Origin of the sequence: Pseudarthrobacter sp. lyk4-40-TYG-27 (genome assembly GCF_030209295.1) — a bacterium.
In the GTDB taxonomy this organism is placed as follows: Bacteria; Actinomycetota; Actinomycetes; order Actinomycetales; family Micrococcaceae; genus Arthrobacter.
On the sequence record NZ_JARVSH010000001.1, the window covers coordinates 391,310 to 414,247 of the forward strand.

A 22,938-nucleotide genomic window follows, 5' to 3' on the forward strand; every position below is an offset into this window, starting at 1 on the left:
GCCGGACGCGGGAGCCGCAGCAAGGACGGCACTGAATACTACATCCCGTAGAATACTGTGGTGCGATCCCCCAAGTCCCCTGTCCTGTCCATTAATGGGCTCATCAAGGACGTAGGCCCCCTGTCCAACCTGGACGGAAAGATGCTTCGGGTGGTGAGCGGCGTTTCACTCATCGCCGAGCGGGGGGAAGTGACCGCGTTGCTGGGCGCCAACGGTGCCGGCAAGACAACCACCCTCGAATGCGCCCAAGGCCTGCAGAAACGCAGCGGCGGCAGCATCTCGCTGCTGGGCCAGGACCCGGCCGCGGCCGGGTCCGGCCTCCGCGCCCGCGTTGGCGTCATGCTCCAGGATGGCGGGCTCCCGCCGTCAGCAAGGCCACTGCCGCTGCTGCGGCACATCGCCGGCCTCTACGCCGACCCCTGGCCCCTTGAAGACCTGGTGGGCAGGCTGGGTATCGATACCTTCAGCCGGACCAGCGTCCGCAGGCTGTCCGGCGGCCAAAAGCAGCGCCTTGCCCTGGCCGCCGCCCTGATTGGCCGTCCCGAAGTACTGTTCCTCGACGAGCCAAGCGCCGGCCTGGATCCCCAGTCCCGCCAGCTGGTGTTCGACCTGATTGCCGAACTTCGCGACGGCGGCATGGGCATCATCCTCACGACACACCTGATGGACGATGCCCAGCGCCTTGCCGATTACGTCTACATCATCGACGGCGGCCGCAACGTGGCAGAGGGAACGGTCCAGGAACTGCTGCAGCGCAGCCCGGTGGCGGACCCGGGCGCCGAACACGTCCGGACCCTGGTCTTCGAGGCACCGGCCGGCCTGGACGTGGCCGCCGTGCTGCCCGCCGGCGTCGACGTCTCCGAAGCACGCGCCGGGAGCTACACGGTGACCGGCACCCTGACACCGCGCCATCTGGCCGCCCTGGCGCAGTGGTGGGAAGCGAAGGGAATCATGCCGGCCTCGATGAGCCTTCAGGCGCGTAGCCTTGAAGACGTCTTTTTGGATATCTCGGGAAAGGACATCCGATGAGCGCCGCAGCACCGCAGGAGCACCAGCAGCCCGCTCCCCTGCTTCGCCGCGTGCTGCTGCAGGGCAAGTACGAGGCACTGACGATGCTCCGGAACGGAGAACAGCTGATCCTTGCAGTGGTGCTTCCGCTCCTTGCCCTGGTTGGCCTGACGGTGACCCCGTTCCTGGACGGCATGGGCTCCAGCCGCGTGAACGTGGCGGTCCCCGGCATCCTGGCCCTCTGCGCGATGTCAACCGCCTTCACCGGCCAGGGCATCGCCACCGGGTTTGACCGCCGGTACGGCGTTCTGCGGTTCCTTTCCACCACGCCGCTCGGCCGTGGCGGCCTGATCGCCGGCAAGGTCCTTTCCGTCCTGGCCGTCCTCTGCCTGCAGGTGGTTGTGGTGGGCCTCGTGGCGCTGGCCCTGGGCTGGCAGCCGACGGCGGCCGGCTGGCTTCCCGGCCTGGGACTGCTGGCGCTTGGCGCCGCAGCCTTCACGTCGCTGGGGCTGCTGGTGGCCGGAACGGTGCGGCCGGAAGCGACCCTGGCCATCACCAACCTGCTGTGGATCCTCCTGGGCGCCATGGGCGGCATCGTCATCCCTGCCGAACGGCTGCCCGCCGCAGCCCAGGCCGTCATCCACTTCCTGCCCTCCGGCGCGCTCGGCGAATCCATGCGCGCCGCTTTCCTGGGCGGGGCCGTCAATGGCGGCGCCGCCCTCATCCTGCTGCTCTGGACCGTCATCGCCGGGGCCGCAGCCATCCGTTGGTTCAAGTGGAATTGAGAAAATCGTGACCACGGCTTCCCGCCTCCCCCAGCTCGCCAGCCGCCTGGCGTCCCGGCTGCCCCGCACCGTGGACGTCCGCGTCCGCCGCCTCGCTGTCGCGTCGCTGATTGGCCAGACACTCCTGGTGGTCACCGGCGGCGCCGTCCGGCTGACGGCGTCCGGGCTTGGCTGCCCCACGTGGCCGCGCTGCACTTCCGATTCGCTGGTGAACACCCCGGAAATGGGCGTTCACGGTTTCATCGAATTCGGGAACAGGCTCCTGACGTTTGTCCTGGCCGCGGTTGCCGTGCTGTTGCTGGTGTACCTGTGGAACCTGCGGAAGGAACGCAAGGACCTCTTCCTGCTGGCCCTGGGCCTGCTGGCCAGCATCCCGGCGCAGGCCGTGATCGGCGGCATCACCGTGCTGACCAACCTCAACCCATGGGTGGTGGGCCTGCACTTCCTGGTGTCCATGGCCCTGGTGGTGTTCTCCACCTTGCTGGTGAACCGCGCTTTCGGCCGGACCGGCCGTTTCCTGGCGGCCCGGCCGGCCGTGCTCCCCGCGGTCCTGCGCCCGGTGACGGCCGCCGTCGCCCTCTTCTCTGCCGTGGCCGTCATGCTTGGCGTGGTGGTGACCGGGGCCGGGCCGCACGCCGGTGACGCCGACGCGCCCCGCAACAACCTCGACTGGGACCTTGTGTCGCACATCCATGCTGTACCCGCCTACCTGGTGACTGCCGGCACGGTGGTGGCCCTCGTCCTGGTGGTGCGCCGGCGGATCACCGGCCCGTTCCGGACCGCCGTGCTGGCCCTCCTCGGAGTCACGGTCCTGCAGGCTGTCATCGGGTTCACGCAGTACTACAACGGCATTCCCGCATTGCTGGTGGCGGCCCATATGCTCGGTGCCGCGTTGCTGATGGCTGCATCGACGAACGCCTGGGATCTCGCCCGCTCGAGCACAGCCACGTAGGTTCAGGCATCGCCACGAAGAAGGCGCCCCGGTCCGTCTATGGACCGGGGCGCCTTTTCTCTAGTCGCAGGCCGTGCCGCAGGTGCCCGGACTAACCGGACGCCAAGGCGCCGTCCTGCAGCCTGGACCCGAGCGCCGGGTCGAGGTCCGCTATGCCGTCCGGCGTCACTTCGAGGACCCGCGCGGTGGCAATGTCGTAGAACAGGCCGGTTGCTTGGACCTGCCCGCCGGCCAGGGCCGGCCCCGCGTGCGGATGGTTGTGGAGCTTGCCCAGCTGCACGGCGACGTTGACCATCGCCAACTGGTCCACCGTGCCGTACCCGGCGGCGGCGGCCTGCCTCCCCACCGGGTGGCCCGCCAGCAGTTCCGCATGGCTTTGCCGGGCGTGCCCCAGCCAACGCCCGAACGCCGGGCCCAGGGAAGCGTGGTCCGCGCCGTCCGCCTCGGCGATCAGCGCCTTCATGGCGCCACAGTTTGAATGCCCGCAGATCACCAGCGACTTCACGCCCAGGCCCGTGACGGCGAAGGACAGGGCCGAGTCGATCGAGGAATCCTGGCCGTGGTTGCACACAACGTTGCCGATGTTCCGCAGGGTGAGCAGATCGCCCGGACCACTGCTGGTGATCAGGTTGGGGTTGACGCGCGAGTCAACGCAGGCCACGAACAGGCTGTCCGGGTTCTGCACTTCGGCCAGGTCGTGCACCAGGGGACGCACCTGGTCCGCGAACCGGCGGTGATACTTGTTGATTCCCTGCAGCAGGGATTCCTTCCGGGGTGGCAGCGGCAGCTCGCTGGCTTCTCCGCGGCGGGGCGATTGGTGGGCCGCGTCCCGGAACAGGGTGTTCCCGTGCTCTTCGAGGTTCACGGTTCCGCCTGTGGCCTGGTGCTGGACCTGCCAGGCCAGCAGGGCTTCGCGGAACGAATGGTCCACGTAGTCCGCATTCAGCTCCACCACGACGTCCACGGCGGCGGGGATTGACTGCAGCGTCCCGTTCAGCCGCGGCAGGGCGAAGAAGCTGCAGGATCCGGCAACTGTCACCCGCCAGGGCGACGACGCGGCGGCGGGCGGGTGGGCCTGGATCGGGGCGCGCAGGACCCGCCACAGCACGCACGCGGCGGCCAGGGCGAGCCCGATCATGACGCCCTCCAACAGGTTCAGGAAAACGACGCAGCCAAGGGTCACGGCGTAGATCAGGAGGTCACCGGTCCGCAGGCTGGTGCGGATATCGGCCACCTTGATCAGGCGTGCACCGATGACCACCAGCAGGCCGGCGAGGACGGCCAGCGGGATGAGCTGGATCAGTCCGGCGAAGAGCGCCGAGAAGGCGAGGACCCAGATGCCATGCAGCACGGCGGACGTGCGGGTGGCTGCGCCGGCTTCCACGTTGGTGGCGCTGCGGACGATCACACCCGTGACGGGAAGGCCGCCCAGTGATCCGGAGACGATGTTTGCGGCGCCTTGGCCGACGAGTTCCTTGTTGAGGTTGGTTCGCGGTCCGGTGTGCATTTTGTCCACTGCAACCGCGGAAAGGAGCGATTCGATGCTCGCGATCAGGGCCATGGTCAGGACTGCGAAAGCGAACGCCCGCCAGTTTCCGTCGGGAAGCTGCGGCAGGGCGATCGCATCGAAGATCGAACCGTCGAGGGAGATCCGTTCCACCCCCGGGGCAAAGGCGACCGCCAACGCGGTACCGGCGGCAACTGCTGCCAGCGGGCCGGGCACCCGGCGGACAATGGCGGGAAGGAACCGCCAGCACAGCAGGATCACGATGACCGCCAGGCCCAGCAGGGCGGCATGCAGTTCCAGGTTGATAATGGCGGCGGGCAGTCCTGCGAGGTTCTCAAGCGCAGAGCCCGCGGGCCGCGATCCCAGCAGCACGTGCAGCTGCTGCAGGATGATGGTGACGCCGATGCCGGCGAGCATGGCTTTGACCACCACGGGGGAAACGGCCAGGGCTGCCCGGCCGACACGGCTGATGCCCAGCAGCAGCTGCACGACGCCGGCGGCCACGGTGATGGCGCACGTCACCTGCCAGCCGAACACCTGCACCAGGCCGGCCACGACGACGGTCAGCCCGGCGGCGGGACCACTCACCTGAAGCGGCGAGCCGCCAAGGCTGCCGGCCACGATGCCGCCGATGGCGGCGGCGATCAATCCCGCCATGATCGGGGCACCGGATGCGGCCGCAATGCCAAGCGAGAGCGGGAGCGCGACGAGGAACACCACCAGTGAAGCGGGAATGTCGGCACCGAGATGGGAGGCAAACCCGGAGATGCCGGGTTTTTTCCGGAGCGGATTCCAGTTTCCACCCGGTGGGCTGTGGCTGGGAGCGGGGACGGCTGTGGGACGGGCTTCCATGGGCTCTTTCCTTTGCTTGCGGGAAGGGTCCGGTCCACCGTAAGCAGCTGGTCATGTTCAATGACAGTTAACGTGACAGATATGACAAAGATGTCATATTGTTCGCCAAGGCAACGAATCATTGGCTTACCCCCCCACGCTTGCCGCCCAACAAGGCTCAACAACAAAAAGCGGCCCCCACCGTGAGGTGGGGGCCGCCGGCAGGTTGGTGCGGCGTTTGGGCTAGCCGCCTGCCACCGCCCGGCCGATGAAGGGATCGACGGCGAGGGCGATAAAGAGCAGGGTCAGGTAGCTGATGGAGCCGTGGAACACCTTCATGGCCCGCTTGTCGGGGATGTCCTCCCGCTGCGCACGCGCATACAGGGCATGGGATTCATAAAGGAACCATGCGCCCGCCAGGACGGCGGTGGCCGTGTAGACCCAACCGGCACCGCCTGCGGGAATCATCAGCAGCGAGCAGGCGACCATGGCCCAGGCATAGAGGACAACCTGGACGGAAACCACCTTGGCGCCGGCGATGGCGCCGAGCATCGGGACATTGGCGTTGCGGTAGTCCTCGCCGTAGCGCATGGACAGCGGCCAGTAGTGCGGCGGTGTCCACAGGAAGATCACCATGAAGAGGATGACCGCCGGCCACTCCACCGAATTGGTCACCGCAGCCCAGGCAATCAGGACCGGGAAGCACCCTGCGGCGCCGCCCCACACAATGTTCTGTGCGGTACGGCGCTTGAGGATCATGGTGTAGACCACCACGTAGAAGAAGATGGCGCCCAGGCCGAGCCAGGCTGACAGCGGGTTGGCACCAAACCAGAGGATCACGATCGCCGCCGCACCCAGCAGCCACGAGAAGACCAGCGCTTCGCGGGGCGTGACTTCGCCCGTCACCAGCGGCCGGTTTTCGGTGCGGTGCATCAGCTTGTCGATATCCCGGTCGATGTAGCAGTTGAATGCCCCGGCACTTCCGGCGGCGAAGGCGCCCCCCACCAGGGTGGCAAGGATCAGGCCGATGGGCGGGAAGCCCCGCTCGGCGTAGATCATGGTGGGCAGGGTGCTCACCAGGAGCAGTTCGATCACGCGGGGTTTGGTGAGGGCGAGATACGCCTTTGCCTTGCGGGCAAACCCGGCGCCGGAGGCCCGGGATGCGTTTAGCGGCGTATCTGTTGTGCTCACGGTGGCAGTCACCCGTTCTGTGTGGCAGTTGAGGCTGGCTGTGCAGCTCCGGTCGTGCGGCCCCGCCCCGGGCATGGCACGACGAAAAGAAATTGCCATGTGCCTGCATCTGCCGGGAGACTCCGGCTGCAGTGGTGCCCACCGGTGTTGGCCTCCGAATATCATACCGTGCCGGCACCCCCGCCCGGGGCCTGCCATATGCGCAGTTGATCGCTCGCAGGCCCATTCGAGCAGATTAACTCAGCCTTCCGCCGGAGCCTTTCACAAAAGGGGAAATTGCGTCCAAAACGTGAGATTCGGGCCGCCCGGACTATGGATAAGAGCTAAGCTGTCACCAGATCAGCACGCAGCAAGTAAGCGGTGGAAAACGCATTCCCACTTGCTGTTCGTGACTGAATGCAAAGATCAACGTTTCGATGGTGAACGGCTGGTACACACCAAAGCGGCGCCACAGAGCGCGCCCTTAGCCGGATCCGGTGTACCACTGCCACCAGCACAGAGAGGGGCCCGGTTTTCGTGCCACATTTGGAAGAGCAAGAACTGTCATGGACCAGCCTGGACCAGCGCGCCGTGGATACCATCCGCGTGCTGGCAGCGGATGCCGTAGAAAAGGTGGGCAACGGCCACCCGGGTACGGCGATGAGCCTGGCCCCGGCCGCGTACCTTCTTTTCCAGAAGCTGATGCGCCACGATCCGCGTGATCCGCACTGGCTGGGCCGCGACCGCTTCATCCTGTCCCCCGGCCACACCTCCCTCACGCTCTACATCCAGCTGTTCCTTTCCGGCTATGGGCTGGAACTGAAGGACCTGGAAGCGCTCCGCACCTGGGGTTCACTCACCCCGGGCCACCCTGAGTACAAGCACACGGCCGGCGTGGAAATCACTACCGGCCCGCTGGGCCAGGGCTTGGCGTCCTCCGTGGGCTTTGCCTACTCGCAGCGCCGCCAGCGCGGTCTTTTTGACGCCGACGCTCCCGCGGGCGAATCGCCGTTCGACCACACCATCTGGGTTATCGCCTCCGACGGCGACCTCCAGGAAGGCGTGACCTCCGAGGCATCCTCGCTTGCCGGCCACCAGGAGCTTGGCAACCTCGTGGTGATCTACGACGAGAACCACATTTCCATCGAGGACGACACCGACATCGCGTTCACCGAGGATGTCCTGAAGCGCTACGAGGCCTACGGCTGGCACACCCAGCGCGTGGACTGGACCCGCACGGGCGAATACAAGGAAGACGTCCAGGAGCTCTACTCGGCCCTGCTCGCCGCGAAGGCCGAAACCTCCAAGCCGTCAATCATCTCGCTGCGCACCGTCATCGGCTACCCGGCACCCAAGAAGCAGAACACCGGCAAGATCCACGGCTCGGCCCTGGGCGCCGAGGAAGTCGCCGCGCTGAAGGAAGTCCTGGGCTTCGACCCCGCCAAGTCCTTCGACGTGGACCAGGAAGTGCTCGAACACGCCCGTGCGGTGGTTGAACGCGGCGCTGCCGAATACAAAGAGTGGGAAGAGTCGTTCAACGCCTGGCAGGCAGCCAACCCGGAAGGGGCAGCACTGCTGCAGCGCATCGAAGCCCGCGAACTTCCCGAGGGCATCGACGACGCCCTGCCGGTGTTCCCCGCAGGCAAGGACGTTTCCACCCGCGCGGCGTCCGGCAAGGTCCTCAATGCGCTGGGCCCGGTCATGCCCGAACTCTGGGGCGGCTCCGCCGACCTCGCCGAGTCCAACAACACCACCATCGAGGGCTCGCCGTCCTTCGTGCCGGCCTCCAAGCAGACCGACGCGTGGTCCGGCAACCCGTACGGCCGGGTGCTGCACTTCGGCATCCGCGAGCACGCTGCCGCGTCGATCGTCAACGGCATCAGCCTGGCAGGAAACACCCGGGCGTTCTCGGGCACCTTCCTGATCTTCAGCGACTACCAGCGGCCCGCCATCCGCCTCGGCGCCCTGATGGGTGTGCCGTCCCTGTACGTCTGGACGCACGACTCCATCGGCCTGGGCGAGGACGGCCCCACCCACCAGCCGGTGGAACAGCTGGCCTCACTGCGCGCCATCGTGGGACTGGACGTGGTCCGCCCCGGCGACGCCAACGAGGTTGCTGCCGCCTGGAAGACCATGCTGGAAAACCACGCCAACCCCGCAGGCATCGTCCTGACCCGCCAGAACATCCCCACGTGGGAACGCGGTGCGGGCGACGCCGACGGCGACACCTTCGGTTCCACGGCCGGGGTTGCGAAGGGCGGCTACGTCCTGGCCGAGGCTTCGAAAGACGGCGCCACGGTACCTGCCGACGTGATCCTCATTGCCACCGGTTCCGAGGTCCAGCTGGCCGTCCAGGCACGCGAAGCGCTGCAGGCCGACGGTATCGCCGCCCGCGTCGTCTCCATGCCGTGCGTCGAGTGGTTCAAGAAGCAGGATGCCGCCTACCGCGAATCCGTCCTGCCGGCCGCCGTCAAGGCACGCGTCTCGGTTGAAGCCGGACTGGCCTTGGGCTGGCGGGAATTCGTCGGCGACGCCGGCCGTTCCATCAGCCTCGAGCACTACGGCGCTTCCGCCGACTACAAGCGCCTTTTCCAGGAATTCGGCATCACGGCAGAAGCAGTTGCTGCCGCCGCCAAGGATTCCCTCTCCAGCCTCCAGGGCTAAACCTCATCTTTTAGGAGATACAGAAATGACTACTCCCACCCAGCAGCTCTCCGACGCCGGAGTCTCCATCTGGCTCGACGACCTCTCCCGCGGACGCCTGGAAACCGGCACCCTCCGCAAGCTCATTGAAGAGAAGAACGTGGTTGGCGTGACCACCAACCCGTCCATCTTCCACGCAGCCATCACCTCCGGCACGGACTACGACGCCATCATTGCCGGCAAGGCAGCAGAGGGCGCCAGCGTGGAAGACACGATCTTCGAGATCACCACCACCGACGTCGCCGACGCCTGCGACCTCTTCGCCCCGGTGGCCGCAGCCACCAAGGGCGTCGACGGCCGCGTGTCCATCGAAGTCGACCCCCGCCTGGCCTGGGACACCGCAGGCACCATCGCCGAGGCCAAGCACCTCTACCAGCGGGTCAACAAGGACAACGTCCACATCAAGATCCCGGCAACCCTGGAAGGCCTCGAGGCCATCACCGCCACCCTGGCCGAGGGCATCAGCGTCAACGTAACGCTGATCTTCTCCCTGGAGCGTTACCGCGCGGTCATCAACGCCTTCCAGTCCGGCCTGGAGCAGGCCAAGGAGAACGGCCACGACCTCGCGAAGATCCACTCCGTGGCCTCGTTCTTTGTCTCCCGGGTGGACACCGAGATCGACAAGCGCCTGGACAAGATCGGCACCGACGAAGCCAAGGCACTGAAGGGGAAGGCCGGCGTTGCCAACGCCCGCCTTGCCTACCAGGTCTACGAGGAACTCTTCTCGACTGAGCGGTGGGCACTGCTCGCCGGGTCCGGGGCACTCCCCCAGCGTCCGCTGTGGGCCTCCACCGGCGTTAAGGACCCGGCGTACCCCGACACCCTTTACGTCACCGAACTTGTCGCTCCCGGCGTCGTCAACACCATGCCGGAGAAGACCCTGGACGCCACCTTCGACCACGGCGTGGTCACCGGTGATACGGTCACCGGCACGTACGCCGAGGCGAACGCCACCCTCGACGCCCTGGAAAAGCTCGGCATCTCCTACAACGATGTCGTCGCCCTGCTCGAAACCGAAGGCCTGGACAAGTTCGTGGCCAGCTGGAAAGAACTGCTGGCCGACGTCGAAGGTGCCCTCGCCTCTGCACGGAAGGCCTCCTAACACACAATGAGCACACTCAGCTTCGACGCCACCGGCGCTGCCCAGCAAGCCCTGGACCAGCACCTTCCCGCCCTGGTAAATGACCGGATCGCCACCCGGATCTTCGCGAAGGACCACACCCTGTGGGGTCCTGATGCGGAGTCGGAGTCGGCCATCCGCCTCGGCTGGGTGGAGGCGGCCACCGTTTCACAATCCTTGGTCAAGGACATCCTGGAACTCCGCGACGCCCTGCGCGCCGAAGGCGTCACCCGGATCGTGCTTTGCGGCATGGGCGGATCCTCGCTGGCCCCCGAGGTTATCGCAGGCACGGCCGGCGTCGAGCTGACGGTGCTGGACAGCACGGACCCCGACCAGGTCCGTGCTGCCCTTGAAGACCGGCTGGCCGAGACCGCAATCGTGGTCTCGTCCAAGTCCGGTTCCACCCTGGAAACCGACTCACAGCGCCGCATCTTCGAGCAGGCCTTCACCGAGGCCGGGCTGGACGCCAAGAGCCGGATCATCATCGTGACCGATCCCGGTTCCCCGCTGGACAAGTCGTCCCGCGAAACCGGCTACCGCGCGGTGTTCAACGCCGATCCGAACGTCGGCGGACGCTACTCGGCGCTGACGGCGTTCGGACTGGTGCCCTCAGGCCTGGCCGGGGTTGATATCCAGGCCTTCCTGGATGAGGCCGAGGAAGCCGCCGAGGTCCTCAATGACGACGCACCCGAAAACATCGGCCTCGCCCTGGGCGCCGCCCTCGGCGGTACCAGCCCGCTGCGGAACAAGATCGTCATTGCCGAGGACGGCTCCGGCATCGTTGGCTTCGCCGACTGGGCCGAGCAGCTCATCGCTGAATCGACGGGCAAGCTGGGGACGGGCATCCTGCCTGTCGTGGCGGGTCCCAACGCGCCCGAGGTGACCTCCGGCGCGCCGGACGTCCTGGTGGTGCGGCTGGTAGCCGCGGATGCCGACGTCGAACTCGGAGACAACCAGGTGGCCATCGCAGGAGGCCTCGCCACCCAGATGATGGTGTGGGAGTTCGCCACCGCCGTTGCGGGCCGGCTGCTGGGCATCAACCCCTTCGACCAGCCTGACGTGGAAGCCGCCAAGGTGGCTGCCCGGGGGCTGCTGGATGCCCAGCCGGAGCCGACCCCTGCCGCTTTCGTGGACGGTGCCATCGAGGTCCGGGGCGGCGACTGGCTCGGCGGCGCCACCACCGCCGCCGAAGCCGTCAAAGCACTCCTTGGCACGCTCGCTGCCGACAGCTACCTGAGCGTCCAGGCGTACTTCGACCGCCTGGCCTTTTCAGGCCTTGAAGGAATCCGTGACGAGCTCGCCGCGGCTTCCGGCCGGCCGGTGACGTTCGGCTGGGGCCCGCGCTTCCTGCACTCCACCGGGCAGTTCCACAAGGGCGGCCCCGCGATCGGCGTCTTCCTGCAGGTCACCGCTGCGGCGGCCGAGGACCTCGCGATCCCGGACCGGCCGTTCAGCTTCGGCGAGCTCATTGCCGCCCAGGCTGCAGGCGACGCCCAGGTCCTGGGCCAGCACGGCCGGCCCGTGCTGCGCCTCCACCTCACCGACCGTGCCGCCGGTGTGGCGCAGCTGCAGGACCTTGTCGCAGCGCTGTCCACCCGCGCATCCGCAACCGAGAGCTAAGGCGCAGAAGCAACCATGCCAGAAACTGAATACGGCAGGAAGGGCGCGGGCCGCGGGCGTAATCCGTTGCGCGACCCGCGTGACCGCCGTTTGAACCGGATTGCCGGTCCTTCGTCGCTTGTCCTCTTCGGGGTGACAGGCGACCTTGCCCGGAAGAAGCTCATGCCGGCGGTGTATGACCTCGCCAACCGCGGGTTGTTGCCTCCCAGCTTTGCGCTGGTGGGATTCGCCCGCCGTGAGTGGGACAAGGAGGACTTCGCCGCCGAGGTGAAGGCCTCCGTGCAGGAGCACGCGCGCACACCGTTCGATGAGGCGGTCTGGAACCAGCTGTCCGAGGGCATCCGGTTTGTCCAGGGCGAGTTCGACGACGACGCCGCGTTCGAGCGCCTCGGCGAGACGATCAAGGAGCTCGACGACGTCCGCGGCACCCGCGGGAACCACGCGTTCTATCTGTCGATCCCGCCCAAGGCGTTCGAGCAGGTGTGCCGGCAGCTCTCCAAGCACGGCCTGGCGCAGGCTGACGGGGACAAGTGGCGGCGGGTGGTGATCGAGAAACCGTTCGGCCATGACCTGGAATCGGCGCGGCAGCTTAACGACATTGTCGAGTCCGTCTTCCCGCCGGACGCCGTGTTCCGGATCGATCACTACCTGGGCAAGGAGACGGTCCAGAACATCCTGGCACTGCGTTTCGCGAACCAGCTGTTCGAACCGCTGTGGAACGCCAACTACGTGGACCATGTCCAGATCACCATGGCCGAGGACATCGGCACCGGTGGCCGGGCCGGGTATTACGACGGTGTGGGTGCGGCCCGCGACGTCATCCAGAACCACCTCCTCCAGTTGCTGGCACTGACGGCTATGGAGGAACCGATCTCCTTCAATGCCGATGACCTGCGGGCGGAGAAGGAAAAGGTCCTCGCCGCGGTCAAGCTCCCGGACGATCTCTCCACGCACTCCGCGCGCGGCCAGTTCACCGGTGGATGGCAGGGCGGCGAGCAGGTCCAGGGCTATCTGGAAGAGGAAGGCATCCCCGCCGACTCCACCACGGAGACCTATGCGGCGATCCGGGTGGACATCCACACCCGCCGCTGGTCCGGGGTTCCGTTCTACCTGCGTGCGGGCAAGCGCCTGGGCCGCCGCGTCACCGAGATTGCCGTGGTCTTCAAACGAGCCCCGAATTTGCTCTTCCGCGACCATGGCGAGGACGACTTCGGGCAGAACGCCGTGGTGATCCGGGTCCAGCCCGACGAGGGCGTAACCATCCGGTTCGGTTCCAAGGTCCCCGGCACCCAGATGGAAGTCCGTGACGTGACCATGGACTTCGGCTACGGGCACTCGTTCACCGAATCGAGCCCCGAAGCGTACGAGCGGCTGATCCTGGACGTTCTGCTTGGTGAGCCGCCGTTGTTCCCGCGCCATCAGGAAGTGGAGCTGTCCTGGAAGATCCTGGACCCGTTCGAGGAATACTGGGCCACCCTGGCCGAACAGCCCGAACCCTATGCCCCCGGCTCCTGGGGCCCGGCCAGCGCCGATGAGCTGCTGGCCCGCGACGGACGAACCTGGAGAAGGCCATGATCGTAAACCTGCCCGATACCACCACCTCGAAGGTATCCAAGAAGCTCATGTCCCTGCGCGAGCAGGGCGGGGTGATCGCCCTGGGTCGGGTCCTCACCCTCGTGGTGGTGACCAAGTCCGGGCTTGAGGAAGAAGCCATTGAGGCCGCAAATGACGCCAGCCGGGAACACCCCTGCCGGATCATCGTCCTGGCCGACGCCGGAAAGGACGCCGAGGACCGGCTCGACGCGCAGATCCGCGTGGGCGGGGATGCCGGCGCATCCGAGGTCATCGTGCTCCGCGGCTATGGCCAGCTCGCGCACGAGTCCGAATCCCTGGTGGCCGCCCTGCTGCTCCCGGACGCCCCGATCGTGGCCTGGTGGCCGCACGGGGCACCCGAGAACGCGTGCGAGACTTCCATCGGCGCGATCGCGCACCGCAGGATCACAGACTCTGCCAACGAACCGGACCCGCAGGCGGCACTGGAACGGATCCACCACACCTACAAAGCCGGTGACACCGACCTCGCCTGGACCCGGCTGACCAACTGGCGGATCCAGCTGGCCGCGGCACTGGACGAAGTCGATTCCTCCCCCGTCACCGCGGTCGCGGTCGAAGGCGCCTCGGACTCACCGTCCACCATCCTGCTCGCGGCGTGGCTCACGCTGACCCTGGACGCACCCGTGACCATCGTCGCGGACCCGGCCGGGACAGGGATCCGCCGCGTCCGCCTCAGCCGGCCCGGCGGCGACGTGCAGCTCTTCCGCCCCGGACTCTCGGTCGCCGAACTCACCCAGCCCGGCCAACCCGCCCAACGGATCACCCTCCCCCGACGCAGCCTCCGCGACTGCCTGGCCGAGGAGCTCCGCCGGCTTGACCCGGACGAAGTGTTTGGCGAAGTGATTACTATTGGACTGCCACGTACCAATCTAAGGAGCGTCCGACCCAGTGAGCGTTGACCCCAGAGTAAGCATCCATCCTGATTCGTCCGTCCTCATGGCCGCCATCGCGGCCCGCCTGATCACCAAGCTCGTTGATGTCCAGGACAAGTACGGCGAAGCCACAGTGGTGCTCACCGGGGGGACCGTGGGGATCGGTACGCTGAAGGCAGTGGCCGATTCCCCGGCGGCTCCCGCCGTCGATTGGTCCAAGGTCAACTTTTGGTGGGGTGACGAACGTTTCGTTGGTACCGCGGACCCGGACCGGAACACCAAGCAGGCGTTCGATGCCCTGCTCTCACACATTCCCGTGGACCCGGAACGGGTCCACTCCCCGGGCTCCGCGGACGACTTCGGTACCGCAGAGGAGGCGGCCGAAGACTATGCGCGGCAACTCCGGGAAGCGGCAGCAGCCGAACATGCAGCGGACATGTCCGATGACCGCCCGGATGAGCCGTCAGCGTTGCCGCGCCTTGACGTGGTACTCCTGGGCGTCGGTCCCGACGCCCACATCGCGTCCTTGTTTCCTGAGCAAGCCGGCATCAGGGAAAAGAACCTCACAGTGGTGGGCGTCCGCAACTCGCCCAAGCCCCCGCCGCTGCGCATTTCACTGACCCTGCCAGCCATTAATACGGCGTCAGAGGTCTGGATGGTGGTGGCCGGAGAGGACAAGGCCGGGGCGGTAGGGCTTGCCCTTGCCGGCGCCAACCCGGTTCAGGTACCTGCCGCCGGACCGCGCGGTACGTCCCGTACCCTGTGGCTGATCGACGAGAACGCCGCCTCACGTGTCCCGCAGCAACTCGTCCGAAAAGACGCCGCGGGCGCGTAGCTTTTCCAGCGCTCCGGCCAGGACGTCTTCCGCGTCCCGGTCGGAGCGCCGCTCTTTAACGTATTCCAGGTGGCTTTTGTATCCGTCGTCGAACGGATCAGCCAAGGCGGCCGCCTGGCCGTCACGGGAGGCGGGACCCCCGCAGCGGCGGCAGTCCCAGGTCACGGGAATCTGGTCCTCTGGGAGCTTAAGGAAGACTGGCTGGGTCTCGTGTCCCTTCGCGCACCAGTAGGACACCCGGATGCGAGGGAGGGGCTGGGCGGAAGAATCGGTGGACTGCAGGCTCGATCCGGACCCTGCCGTCACCCCGGCGCGGGTCCCCCGAAAGCCCGATGCTGGATGGACCATGACATCTCCTGCCTCGAAGCGGATGGCCGGTTTCGGCAGCTTAAACGCAACTGTGGCCGCCGGTAAACCGACAGCCACAGTTTAGATGCCCGATCCGGGCAGCGGGAGGGCCTCTGGACCCTAGTCAGCGGGACCCTTAGGAGTCGCCACCGCCGCTGAACCGCATAATCAGGCCGAGGGCAATGATTACCACGCCCCACGTAACGCCCAAGACGATGGTGAAACGGTTGAGGTTTCGTTCGGCTACCCCGGAGGAGCTAAGGCCCGAGCTCATGCCGCCGCCGAACATATCGGAAAGCCCGCCGCCGCGACCCTTGTGCAAGAGGATCAGCAGCGTCAGCAGGAGGCTGGTGATGCCCAGGAGGATCTGCAGGATGACATGAAGAACGTCCACGACGGCCTTTCGGAAGTTGGGATGGCGGGAGTTTGTACTGGCGCCGGACTAGTCCGTGACCAGGTGGCTCTCGAACCTGACAATATTAGCAAACTCGGCAGGATCAAGGCTGGCACCGCCCACCAGGACCCCGTCCACGTCGCGCTCCTGCAGGATGGCGGCGGCGTTGTTGGCCTTGACCGAACCGCCGTACAGCAGGCGGGTCTTGGCGGCAACGTCCGCACCGAAGAGGTTGCCGAGCTCCGCCCGGATCGCAGCGCACATTTCCTGCGCATCCTCGGGGCCCGCGACCTCGCCGGTGCCAATCGCCCAGACGGGCTCGTAGGCGACCACCAGTTCGGCGGCCTGGTCGTTGGTGAGCCCTGCAACTCCGGCGCGGAGCTGCTGGAGCGTGTGTTCCACATGGGTTCCCGCCTGGCGGATTTCCAGGCCCTCCCCGACGCACAGGACCGGAGTGACCCCATGCTTGAAAGCCGCCTTGACCTTGGCGTTCAGGACGTCGTCGGACTCGTTGTGGATGGTACGGCGTTCGCTGTGGCCCACCAGGACGTAGGTGCAGCCAAGCTTGGCGAGGAATTGGCCGGAGATGTCGCCGGTGTAGGCTCCGGAGTCGAACTGGGAAAGGTCCTGGCCGCCGTAGGCCACCTGCAGGTCATCGCCCTGGACCAGAGTCTGGACGCCGCGGAGGTCCGTGAACGGCGGGAAAACGGCAACCTCGACCCGGCTGTAGTCGTGCTTGGCATCGGAGAGGGTCCAGGCCAGCTTCTGCAGGAGGGTGATGCCCTGCACGTGGTCCATGTTCATTTTCCAGTTGCCCGCGATGAAGGGCTTGCGGTCGAAGGCGCCGTTCGTTGACGTAGTCACGTGATCTCCATAAAAGTCTTGATATGTGTGCGGCCGGCAGGCTGCCGCGGGCAACCTGCCGGCCGGAGGACTGTTCAGTCCGATACTGCTGTGGCAGTTGTGCTACCGGTCCAGGACGCTGAGGCCGGGAAGCTCCTTGCCTTCAAGGTATTCCAGGCTTGCACCGCCGCCAGTGGAAATATGGCCGAACTCGTCGTCTGCGAATCCCAGCGTACGCACCGCAGCCGCGGAGTCGCCGCCGCCCACGACGGTGAAACCCCCGGTTTCCGTCAGCGCCTGCGCGATGGCGCGGGTGCCGGCGGAGAACGCCTCGAATTCGAAGACGCCCATGGGTCCGTTCCAGAAGACCGTGCGGGCTCCCTTGATGCGCTCCGCGAACGCGGCAGCGGTGTTGGGGCCGATATCCAGGCCGATGCCGCTGGCACCGAAGCTGCTGCCTTCGATGGCCTCCGCCGGCACCGTTTCGTGCGCGGCGTCGGCAGCAAACTTCTCTGCCACCACGACGTCCGTGGGCACGACAAACTCGGTACCCGCATCCGCGGCCCGCTTGAGGTAGTCCTGGACCACGGGGATCTGGTCTTCCTCCAGGAGGCTGGAGCCCACCTTGTGACCGGACGCTGCCAGGAAGGTGAACAGCATGCCGCCGCCCACCAGGATGGTGTCGGCTTTGCCAAGCAGGTTGTCGATGACCGCAAGCTTGTCGGAGACCTTGGAACCGCCGAGCACCACGACGTAGGGACGCTGGGTGTCGGTGGTCAGCTTCCGAAGGACTTCCACCTCCGTACGGACCAGGTCGCCCTGGTATGACGGCAACCGGGTGGCGACGTCATAGACGCTGGCGTGCTTGCGATGGACGGCGCCGAAGGCATCTTCCACGTAAGCGCCGTTGTCGCCGGTGAGTGCCACGAGTTCGTCGGCGAAGGCGCCGCGTTCGGCGTCGTCCTTGCTGGTCTCCCGGGAGTCGAAGCGGACGTTCTCCAGGACCAGCACTTCGCCGTCCTGCAGGGCGGCAGCAGCCTCCTTGGCGGCACCACCCACGGTGTCAGCTGCCAGGGTGACCTTGAAGTCCGCCAGCTCGGCGAGGCGGTCCACGGCGGGGCGAAGGGAATACTTGTCCTCCGGGGCGCCCTTGGGGCGTCCGAGGTGGGCTGTTACCAGCACGCGGGCACCGGCGTCCGTGAGCTTTGACAGCACTGGAAGTGAGGCCTTGATGCGGCCGTCGTCAGTGACTGTAGAGCCGTCGAGCGGCACATTCAGGTCACTTCGAACCAGAATGTACCGCCCGCGGACACCTTCAGCGATCAGTTCGTTGAGGGTGTGAGATGTCATGTGTCTAACCCTAGCCCAGCTTGGATGCCACGAGCTCCGTGAGGTCGACGAGGCGGTTGGAGTAGCCCCATTCGTTGTCATACCAGGAAACAACCTTGACCTGGTTGCCGATGACCTTGGTCAGGCCGGCGTCGAAGATCGAGGACGCAGGGTCGCCAACGATGTCGGAGGAGACGATGGGCTCGTCCGTGTAGGTCAGGAAGCCCTGCAGTTCCTCGGACTCCGAGGCGCGCTTGAGGGCGGCGTTGACTTCCTCCACGGTGGTCTCGCGGGAGACGGTGACGGTGAGGTCGGTGGCGGAGCCGGTGGGCACAGGGACGCGGATGGCGTAACCGTCCAGCTTGCCCTTGAGCTCGGGGAGGACAAGGCCGATTGCCTTGGCGGCGCCGGTGGAGGTGGGGACCATGTTGATCGCGGCAGCACGCGCACGGCGCAGGTCCTTGTGCGGGCCGTCCTGCAGGTTCTGGTCCGCGGTGTAGGCGTGCACGGTGGTCATGAGCCCACGCTCAATGCCGAATTCGTCGTTGACCACCTTGGCCAGCGGGCCGAGGCAGTTGGTGGTGCAGGAGGCGTTGGAGATGATGTTGTGCGTGGCGTTGTCGTAGAGCTTGTCGTTGACGCCCATCACGATGGTGATGTCCTCGTCCGAGGCCGGAGCTGAGATCAGGACCTTCTTGGCGCCTGCATCGATGTGCTTCTGGGCGTCTGCTGCCTTGGTGAAGAACCCGGTGGATTCGATCACGATGTCCACGCCCAGTTCGCCCCAGGGGAGCTTGGCGGGATCGCGCTCGGCCAGGACCTTGACGACGTTGCCGTTGACGACGATGTTGCCGTCCTTGACCTCGATGGTCTCCTTCAGGCGTCCGCCGACGGAGTCGTACTTGAACAGGTGGGCCAGGGCTTCGGGGCTGGTGAGGTCGTTGACGGCAACGATCTCCAGGTCCGCGCCTTGTGCAAGTGCTGCGCGGAAGTAGTTGCGGCCAATGCGGCCGAAGCCGTTGATACCAATACGGGTCGTCACTTTTACAGTCTCCTTGGTGCTTTGAGAAGCACTACTAGTTGAGCGGGCGTTCAAGCCAACTAACAGATCCCGCACGCCATTGGGCAGAGATGATTAACACGGAGGGCGACCAGCCTCATTGCTGAAGGCTAACCGCCTTCCGTGACCCATCTTACGTTTAACTGGGTCCGCCCCCGCAAGTGCGGGGGCGGACCATCCACATCCCGGCCGGTTTAAGTCAGAATGTGAAGTTTGTTACATCGATGTATAACGCAGCTCACTACGGGAGGGTGATGAGTCCCGTGGCGTTGGCGCGTGCAGCTTCGAAGCGCTGGGCGACGTCGGCCCAGTTGACGATGTTCCAGAATGCCTTGACGTAGTCGGCCTTGACGTTGACGTAGTCCAGGTAGAAGGCGTGCTCCCACATGTCCAGCATCAGCAGCGGCGTGGTTCCCAAGGCAACGTTCCCCTGCTGGTCGTACAGCTGCTCGATGACCAGGTTTCCACCGATGGGTTCGTAGGCCAGGAAGCCCCAGCCCGAGCCCTGCAGGCCCAGTGCCGCGGCGCTGAACTGGGCGCGGAACGCATCGAAGGAACCGAACGCGTCGTCGATGGCAGCTGCCAGCTCGCCTTCGGGCTTGTCGCCGCCGTCCGGGGACAGGTTGTTCCAGAAGACCGAGTGGTTGATGTGGCCGCCGGTGTGGAACGCGAGGTCCTTGGAGAGACGGTTGATGTTGGCGAAGTCGCCCTTTTCCCGTGCTTCGGCAAGCTGGGCCAGTGCGTTGTTGGCGCCGGTGACATAGGCTGCGTGGTGCTTGCTGTGGTGCAGCTCCATGATCCGCGCAGAGATGTGCGGCTCAAGGGCGGCGTAGTCGTACTTGAGTTCGGGCAATACGTACTCAGTCACAAAATCCTCCAATATCGTGGACACGCGGTCCGGTTGGTGACTCTCGGATTGTGCATCCGGGCGTCTGGCGCCCGGAATCTTTTTGATTCTATGGGGCGCTTACTCGTCCAGCATTTCCGGCGTCACATTGGCGTCGGTTCCGGGAATGCCCAGGTCAAGGGCGCGTTTGTCCGCCATGGCCAGGAGCCGGCGGATCCGGCCGGCAATCGCGTCCTTGGTCATCACGGGGTCGGCCAGCCGGCCCAGTTCGTCCAGGCTCGCCTGTTTGTGCGCCACCCGCAGTTCCCCGGCGTATTTCAGGTGGTCCGGAACGTCGTCGCCGAGGATCTCCAGGGCCCGGTCCACCCGGGCGCCTGCGGCCACCGCGGCCTGCGCGGAACGGCGCAGGTTGGCGTCGTCGAAGTTGGCGAGCCGGTTGGCCGTGGCACGGACTTCCTTGCGCATGCGGCGTTCTTCCCAGACCATCAACGCGTCGTGGGCGCCCATCCTGGTCAGCAGCGCCGCGATGGTGTCGCCGTCGCGGATGACCACGCGGTCCACTCCCCTGACCTCACGCGCCTTGGCCTGGATGTCCAGGCGGCGGGCCGCCCCGACCAGGGCGAGGGCCGATTCGGGCCCCGGGCAGGTGACCTCCAGCGAGGACGACCGTCCCGGTTCCGTCAGTGAGCCGTGGGCCAGGAACGCCCCGCGCCATACGGCTTCGGCATCGGCCGCCGAGCCGTTGACGACGGCGGACGGCAGCCCCCGCACCGGGCGGCCCCGGCCGTCCAGCAGGCCGGTCTGCCGGGCCAGTGCTTCGCCGTCGCGGACCACGCGGACCACGTAGCGGCTGGCGCGGCGCAGTCCACCGGCCGAGACCACGATGATTTCGCTCTGGTGTCCGTAGACTTCGGCGATGGCGGCGCGGAGCCGGCGGGCCGTGGACGCCAGGTCCACTTCCGCTTCGATGACGATCCGGCCGGAGATGATGTGCAGTCCCCCGGCGAACCGGAGCATGGCGGAGACTTCCGCCTTGCGCACTGATGACTTCTTGATGTCCAGACGGGACAGTTCTTCTTTGACTGATGCTGTCAGTGCCATGGCACCTTCCTAACTGTTCCCAAAAATGTCCTGGTACGCCGTGGCCAGCCGCAGTGGCTCGTGGACTGGGCGGCGTCCCGACGCCCCTACTTTACCCAAGACCACCTCCGCTCCAATCATGGCGGCGGCCTTCTCGAACTCCTGCCGGTCGGGTACTGAAGCGGGATCGGCGAGGACCACGTCCACGCTGAACTCCGGAGCGTAGCGCCGGAGGACGTGGAGATGGTCGGCGGCGCTCATGCCCGACGTTTCTTTGGTATCGGTGGCAAGGTTCATGGTCAGGCAGCGCTTGGCCGGCGTGCTGCACAGTGCCTGGCGCATCTCGGGCAGCAGCAGGTGCGGCAGGACCGAGGTGTACCAGGACCCCGGGCCCAGGACCACCCAGTCCGCCAGCTCGATCGCCGTCAGGGCCTCCGTGCAGGCCGGCGCCGATTTCGGCAGGAGCCGCACTTCTTCGAGCGACCCGGCGACGGCGCAGCGCGCTTGCCCGTGGATGGTCTCCAGCCCCGTTCCGCCGCCGGGGGTGGTGACGCGGACGTCGCCTTCGATCGTGAGCGGGACGGTGGACATGGGCAGCACCTGGCCACGGGCGCCCAGCAGCGCACCGGCCCACTTAAGTCCGGCGACGGCGTCGCCCAGCAGTTCCCACAGGGTGACGATCAGCAGGTTGCCCATGGCGTGTTCATCGAGGGAACCGCCCGGGCCTTTGCCGGCGCGGAACCGGTGCTGCATGACGTCGCGCCAGGTGCGGCCCCAGTCGGTGTCGTCGCACAGGGCGGACAGGGCCATGCGGAGGTCGCCGGGCGGGAGCACGCCGTACTCCTCGCGCAGGCGCCCGGACGAGCCGCCGTCGTCCGCCACGGTGACAATTGCGGTGAGCTCGGAGGTGAGCAGGCGCAGGGCCGACAGGGAGGCCGCGAGGCCGTGTCCGCCGCCCAGTGCTACAACGTTGGGGCCCTTGTCCTGGCCGGGCGACGTACCGCCGGCCGGTGGCACCAGGGGCAGGGCGCCGGTGAAAAGGGCCATTATTCGCGGCCCAGATCCCGGTGCGCGGTGGTCACGGTGACGCGCGGGTACTGGGCGAGCTTCTTGGAAAGTTCGACGGCGACCGCGACGGAGCGGTGCTTGCCGCCGGTGCAGCCAACGGCGATGGTGGCGTAGTGCTTGTTTTCCCGCCGGTATCCTTCCAACACGGGCTCCAGGGCGAGGACGTAGCGGTCCACGAAGTTCTTGACCCCTTCTGCCTCAAGCACGTAGTCACTGACGTCCTTGTCCAGGCCGGTCAGGGGGCGCAGCTGGGGCACCCAGTGCGGGTTGGGAATGAACCGCACGTCGGCCACGTAGTTGGCGTCCACCGGGAGGCCGTACTTGAAGCCGAAGCTCATGACGTTCAGGCGCAGGGCCACGGGACCGGTTTCGCTGAACAGCTCCGTAATGGCCGTGGCGAGTCCGTGGACGTTGTAATTGGAGGTATCGAGCACGACGTCGGAGCTGTCGCGCAGCTCCTGCAGCAGCTCGCGTTCCGCGGCGATGCCGTCAAGGATACGGCCCCCGCCCTGGAGCGGGTGGGGGCGGCGGCCCTGTTCGAAGCGCCGGACCAGGACGTTGTCGCTGGCGTCCAGGAACAGCACCCGGAAGGTGACCCCGCTGGCGGCGAGTGCGCCCAGTGCGGACCGGATGTCGGCGAAGAGTCCCTTGCTGCGGACATCGATGACCACCGCGAGCCGGGGAATGGACTGGGGAGCGTGCGAGACGAGTTCGGCCAGGGTGCCGAGCATCTGCGGCGGCAGGTTCTCCACGACATACCAGCCGTGGTCCTCCAACGCGTCGGCGGCGGTGCTCCGCCCGGCGCCGGACATTCCGGTGACCACCAGCAGCTCCGCTTCGAGCGGCTTGACTGTCTCCAGCCCGTCCTGCCCGTCCTCGGATCCCGCCGTCGTGTCTGCCATGAAGTACGCCCCGTTTCGTTGTTGTGCCAGGGGCCGCCGCAGTGGCGCCG

The 22,938-nt window shown here is 66.6% G+C and carries 20 protein-coding genes; 9 read left to right on the forward strand and 11 right to left on the reverse strand.

The genetic code is table 11. From position 1 onward, the window contains the following. Positions 1–60: 60 nt before the first annotated feature. The 3 genes from QRM96_RS01890 to QRM96_RS01900 are packed head-to-tail and all read left to right on the forward strand — an operon-like array spanning position 61 to position 2,745. Positions 61–1,029, forward strand: a complete 969-nt coding sequence (locus QRM96_RS01890; protein WP_026264455.1) for an ABC transporter ATP-binding protein — start codon at positions 61–63, stop codon at positions 1,027–1,029. Further along, positions 1,026–1,793 carry an ABC transporter permease gene (locus QRM96_RS01895; protein ID WP_018761271.1) on the forward strand — a complete coding sequence of 256 codons (768 nt, stop codon included), beginning with the start codon at positions 1,026–1,028 and terminating at the stop codon, positions 1,791–1,793. The genes QRM96_RS01890 and QRM96_RS01895 overlap by 4 nt, the downstream gene beginning before the upstream one ends. 7 nt (positions 1,794–1,800) lie before the next feature. Next, entirely contained in the window at positions 1,801–2,745 is a 945-nt protein-coding gene (locus QRM96_RS01900) for a COX15/CtaA family protein (protein ID WP_285318127.1), read from the forward strand. 91 nt (positions 2,746–2,836) lie between these two features. Here QRM96_RS01900 and QRM96_RS01905 read toward each other — a convergent pair whose 3' ends face one another. Continuing rightward, positions 2,837–5,104 (reverse strand): SulP family inorganic anion transporter, encoded by a 2,268-nt coding sequence (locus tag QRM96_RS01905; RefSeq protein WP_285318128.1) that lies wholly within the window; start codon positions 5,102–5,104, stop codon positions 2,837–2,839. 222 nt (positions 5,105–5,326) lie between these two features. Then, on the reverse strand, positions 5,327–6,286 hold the full coding sequence (locus QRM96_RS01910) for a heme o synthase (RefSeq protein WP_285318130.1): 960 nt from the start codon (positions 6,284–6,286) through the stop codon (positions 5,327–5,329). 513 nt (positions 6,287–6,799) lie between these two features. On the opposite strand from QRM96_RS01910, the gene tkt reads away from it, so the two are divergent. Genes tkt through pgl form a run of 6 tightly spaced genes read left to right on the forward strand, consistent with a single transcriptional unit; the run spans position 6,800 to position 15,017 of the window. Next, entirely contained in the window at positions 6,800–8,917 is a 2,118-nt protein-coding gene (gene tkt, locus QRM96_RS01915) for a transketolase (protein WP_285318364.1), read from the forward strand. A gap of 25 nt (positions 8,918–8,942) precedes the next feature. Next, positions 8,943–10,058, forward strand: a complete 1,116-nt coding sequence (tal, locus tag QRM96_RS01920) for a transaldolase (RefSeq protein WP_285318131.1) — start codon at positions 8,943–8,945, stop codon at positions 10,056–10,058. 6 nt (positions 10,059–10,064) lie between these two features. Then, on the forward strand, positions 10,065–11,696 hold the full coding sequence (locus QRM96_RS01925; RefSeq protein ID WP_018761265.1) for a phosphoglucose isomerase-related protein: 1,632 nt from the start codon (positions 10,065–10,067) through the stop codon (positions 11,694–11,696). A gap of 15 nt (positions 11,697–11,711) precedes the next feature. Then, complete coding sequence (zwf, locus tag QRM96_RS01930; protein WP_026264452.1) at positions 11,712–13,271, forward strand: glucose-6-phosphate dehydrogenase; 1,560 nt, start codon at positions 11,712–11,714, stop codon at positions 13,269–13,271. Beyond that, the gene (locus QRM96_RS01935; protein WP_018761263.1) at positions 13,268–14,209 is read left to right on the forward strand and encodes a glucose-6-phosphate dehydrogenase assembly protein OpcA; all 942 of its coding nucleotides are present in this window, start codon (positions 13,268–13,270) and stop codon (positions 14,207–14,209) included. The genes zwf and QRM96_RS01935 overlap by 4 nt, the downstream gene beginning before the upstream one ends. Beyond that, on the forward strand, positions 14,199–15,017 hold the full coding sequence (gene pgl, locus QRM96_RS01940; protein ID WP_109044629.1) for a 6-phosphogluconolactonase: 819 nt from the start codon (positions 14,199–14,201) through the stop codon (positions 15,015–15,017). Before QRM96_RS01935 ends, pgl begins: the two co-directional genes overlap by 11 nt. Here the strand turns inward: pgl and QRM96_RS01945 are convergent. The 9 genes from QRM96_RS01945 to rapZ form a co-directional block, all read right to left on the reverse strand. After that, on the reverse strand, positions 14,970–15,365 hold the full coding sequence (locus tag QRM96_RS01945; protein WP_018761261.1) for an RNA polymerase-binding protein RbpA: 396 nt from the start codon (positions 15,363–15,365) through the stop codon (positions 14,970–14,972). The two genes, pgl and QRM96_RS01945, sit on opposite strands and share 48 nt — an antisense overlap. Positions 15,366–15,501: 136 nt before the next feature. Next, complete coding sequence (gene secG, locus QRM96_RS01950; RefSeq protein ID WP_018761260.1) at positions 15,502–15,759, reverse strand: preprotein translocase subunit SecG; 258 nt, start codon at positions 15,757–15,759, stop codon at positions 15,502–15,504. A 48-nt stretch (positions 15,760–15,807) separates the two neighbouring features. Beyond that, complete coding sequence (gene tpiA / locus QRM96_RS01955; RefSeq protein WP_133831520.1) at positions 15,808–16,623, reverse strand: triose-phosphate isomerase; 816 nt, start codon at positions 16,621–16,623, stop codon at positions 15,808–15,810. Positions 16,624–16,725: 102 nt separating this feature from the next. Further along, the gene (locus QRM96_RS01960) at positions 16,726–17,952 is read right to left on the reverse strand and encodes a phosphoglycerate kinase (RefSeq protein ID WP_285318133.1); all 1,227 of its coding nucleotides are present in this window, start codon (positions 17,950–17,952) and stop codon (positions 16,726–16,728) included. 10 nt (positions 17,953–17,962) lie between these two features. Next, positions 17,963–18,973, reverse strand: a complete 1,011-nt coding sequence (gene gap / locus QRM96_RS01965) for a type I glyceraldehyde-3-phosphate dehydrogenase (RefSeq protein WP_018761257.1) — start codon at positions 18,971–18,973, stop codon at positions 17,963–17,965. Positions 18,974–19,232: 259 nt separating this feature from the next. Further along, complete coding sequence (locus QRM96_RS01970) at positions 19,233–19,859, reverse strand: superoxide dismutase (protein ID WP_026264449.1); 627 nt, start codon at positions 19,857–19,859, stop codon at positions 19,233–19,235. 99 nt (positions 19,860–19,958) lie between these two features. Beyond that, positions 19,959–20,939 (reverse strand): DNA-binding protein WhiA, encoded by a 981-nt coding sequence (gene whiA, locus QRM96_RS01975; protein WP_015937022.1) that lies wholly within the window; start codon positions 20,937–20,939, stop codon positions 19,959–19,961. A 9-nt stretch (positions 20,940–20,948) separates the two neighbouring features. Continuing rightward, positions 20,949–21,965 carry a gluconeogenesis factor YvcK family protein gene (locus tag QRM96_RS01980; RefSeq protein ID WP_018761255.1) on the reverse strand — a complete coding sequence of 339 codons (1,017 nt, stop codon included), beginning with the start codon at positions 21,963–21,965 and terminating at the stop codon, positions 20,949–20,951. After that, positions 21,965–22,888 carry an RNase adapter RapZ gene (gene rapZ / locus QRM96_RS01985; RefSeq protein ID WP_018761254.1) on the reverse strand — a complete coding sequence of 308 codons (924 nt, stop codon included), beginning with the start codon at positions 22,886–22,888 and terminating at the stop codon, positions 21,965–21,967. Before rapZ ends, QRM96_RS01980 begins: the two co-directional genes overlap by 1 nt. Positions 22,889–22,938: the final 50 nt, after the last annotated feature.

Excerpts from the sequence above, each read along its gene's own strand:
- QRM96_RS01895 (WP_018761271.1), top strand. The coding sequence starts at position 1,026 with ATGAGCGCCGCAGCACCGCAGGAGCACCAGCAGCCCGCTCCCCTGCTT.
- QRM96_RS01905 (WP_285318128.1), bottom strand. The coding sequence starts at position 5,104 with ATGGAAGCCCGTCCCACAGCCGTCCCCGCTCCCAGCCACAGCCCACCG.
- tal (WP_285318131.1), top strand. The coding sequence starts at position 8,943 with ATGACTACTCCCACCCAGCAGCTCTCCGACGCCGGAGTCTCCATCTGG.
- QRM96_RS01925 (WP_018761265.1), top strand. The coding sequence starts at position 10,065 with ATGAGCACACTCAGCTTCGACGCCACCGGCGCTGCCCAGCAAGCCCTG.
- zwf (WP_026264452.1), top strand. The coding sequence starts at position 11,712 with ATGCCAGAAACTGAATACGGCAGGAAGGGCGCGGGCCGCGGGCGTAAT.
- QRM96_RS01935 (WP_018761263.1), top strand. The coding sequence starts at position 13,268 with ATGATCGTAAACCTGCCCGATACCACCACCTCGAAGGTATCCAAGAAG.
- QRM96_RS01945 (WP_018761261.1), bottom strand. The coding sequence starts at position 15,365 with ATGGTCCATCCAGCATCGGGCTTTCGGGGGACCCGCGCCGGGGTGACG.
- QRM96_RS01960 (WP_285318133.1), bottom strand. The coding sequence starts at position 17,952 with ATGACATCTCACACCCTCAACGAACTGATCGCTGAAGGTGTCCGCGGG.
- whiA (WP_015937022.1), bottom strand. The coding sequence starts at position 20,939 with ATGGCACTGACAGCATCAGTCAAAGAAGAACTGTCCCGTCTGGACATC.
- QRM96_RS01980 (WP_018761255.1), bottom strand. The coding sequence starts at position 21,965 with ATGGCCCTTTTCACCGGCGCCCTGCCCCTGGTGCCACCGGCCGGCGGT.
- rapZ (WP_018761254.1), bottom strand. The coding sequence starts at position 22,888 with ATGGCAGACACGACGGCGGGATCCGAGGACGGGCAGGACGGGCTGGAG.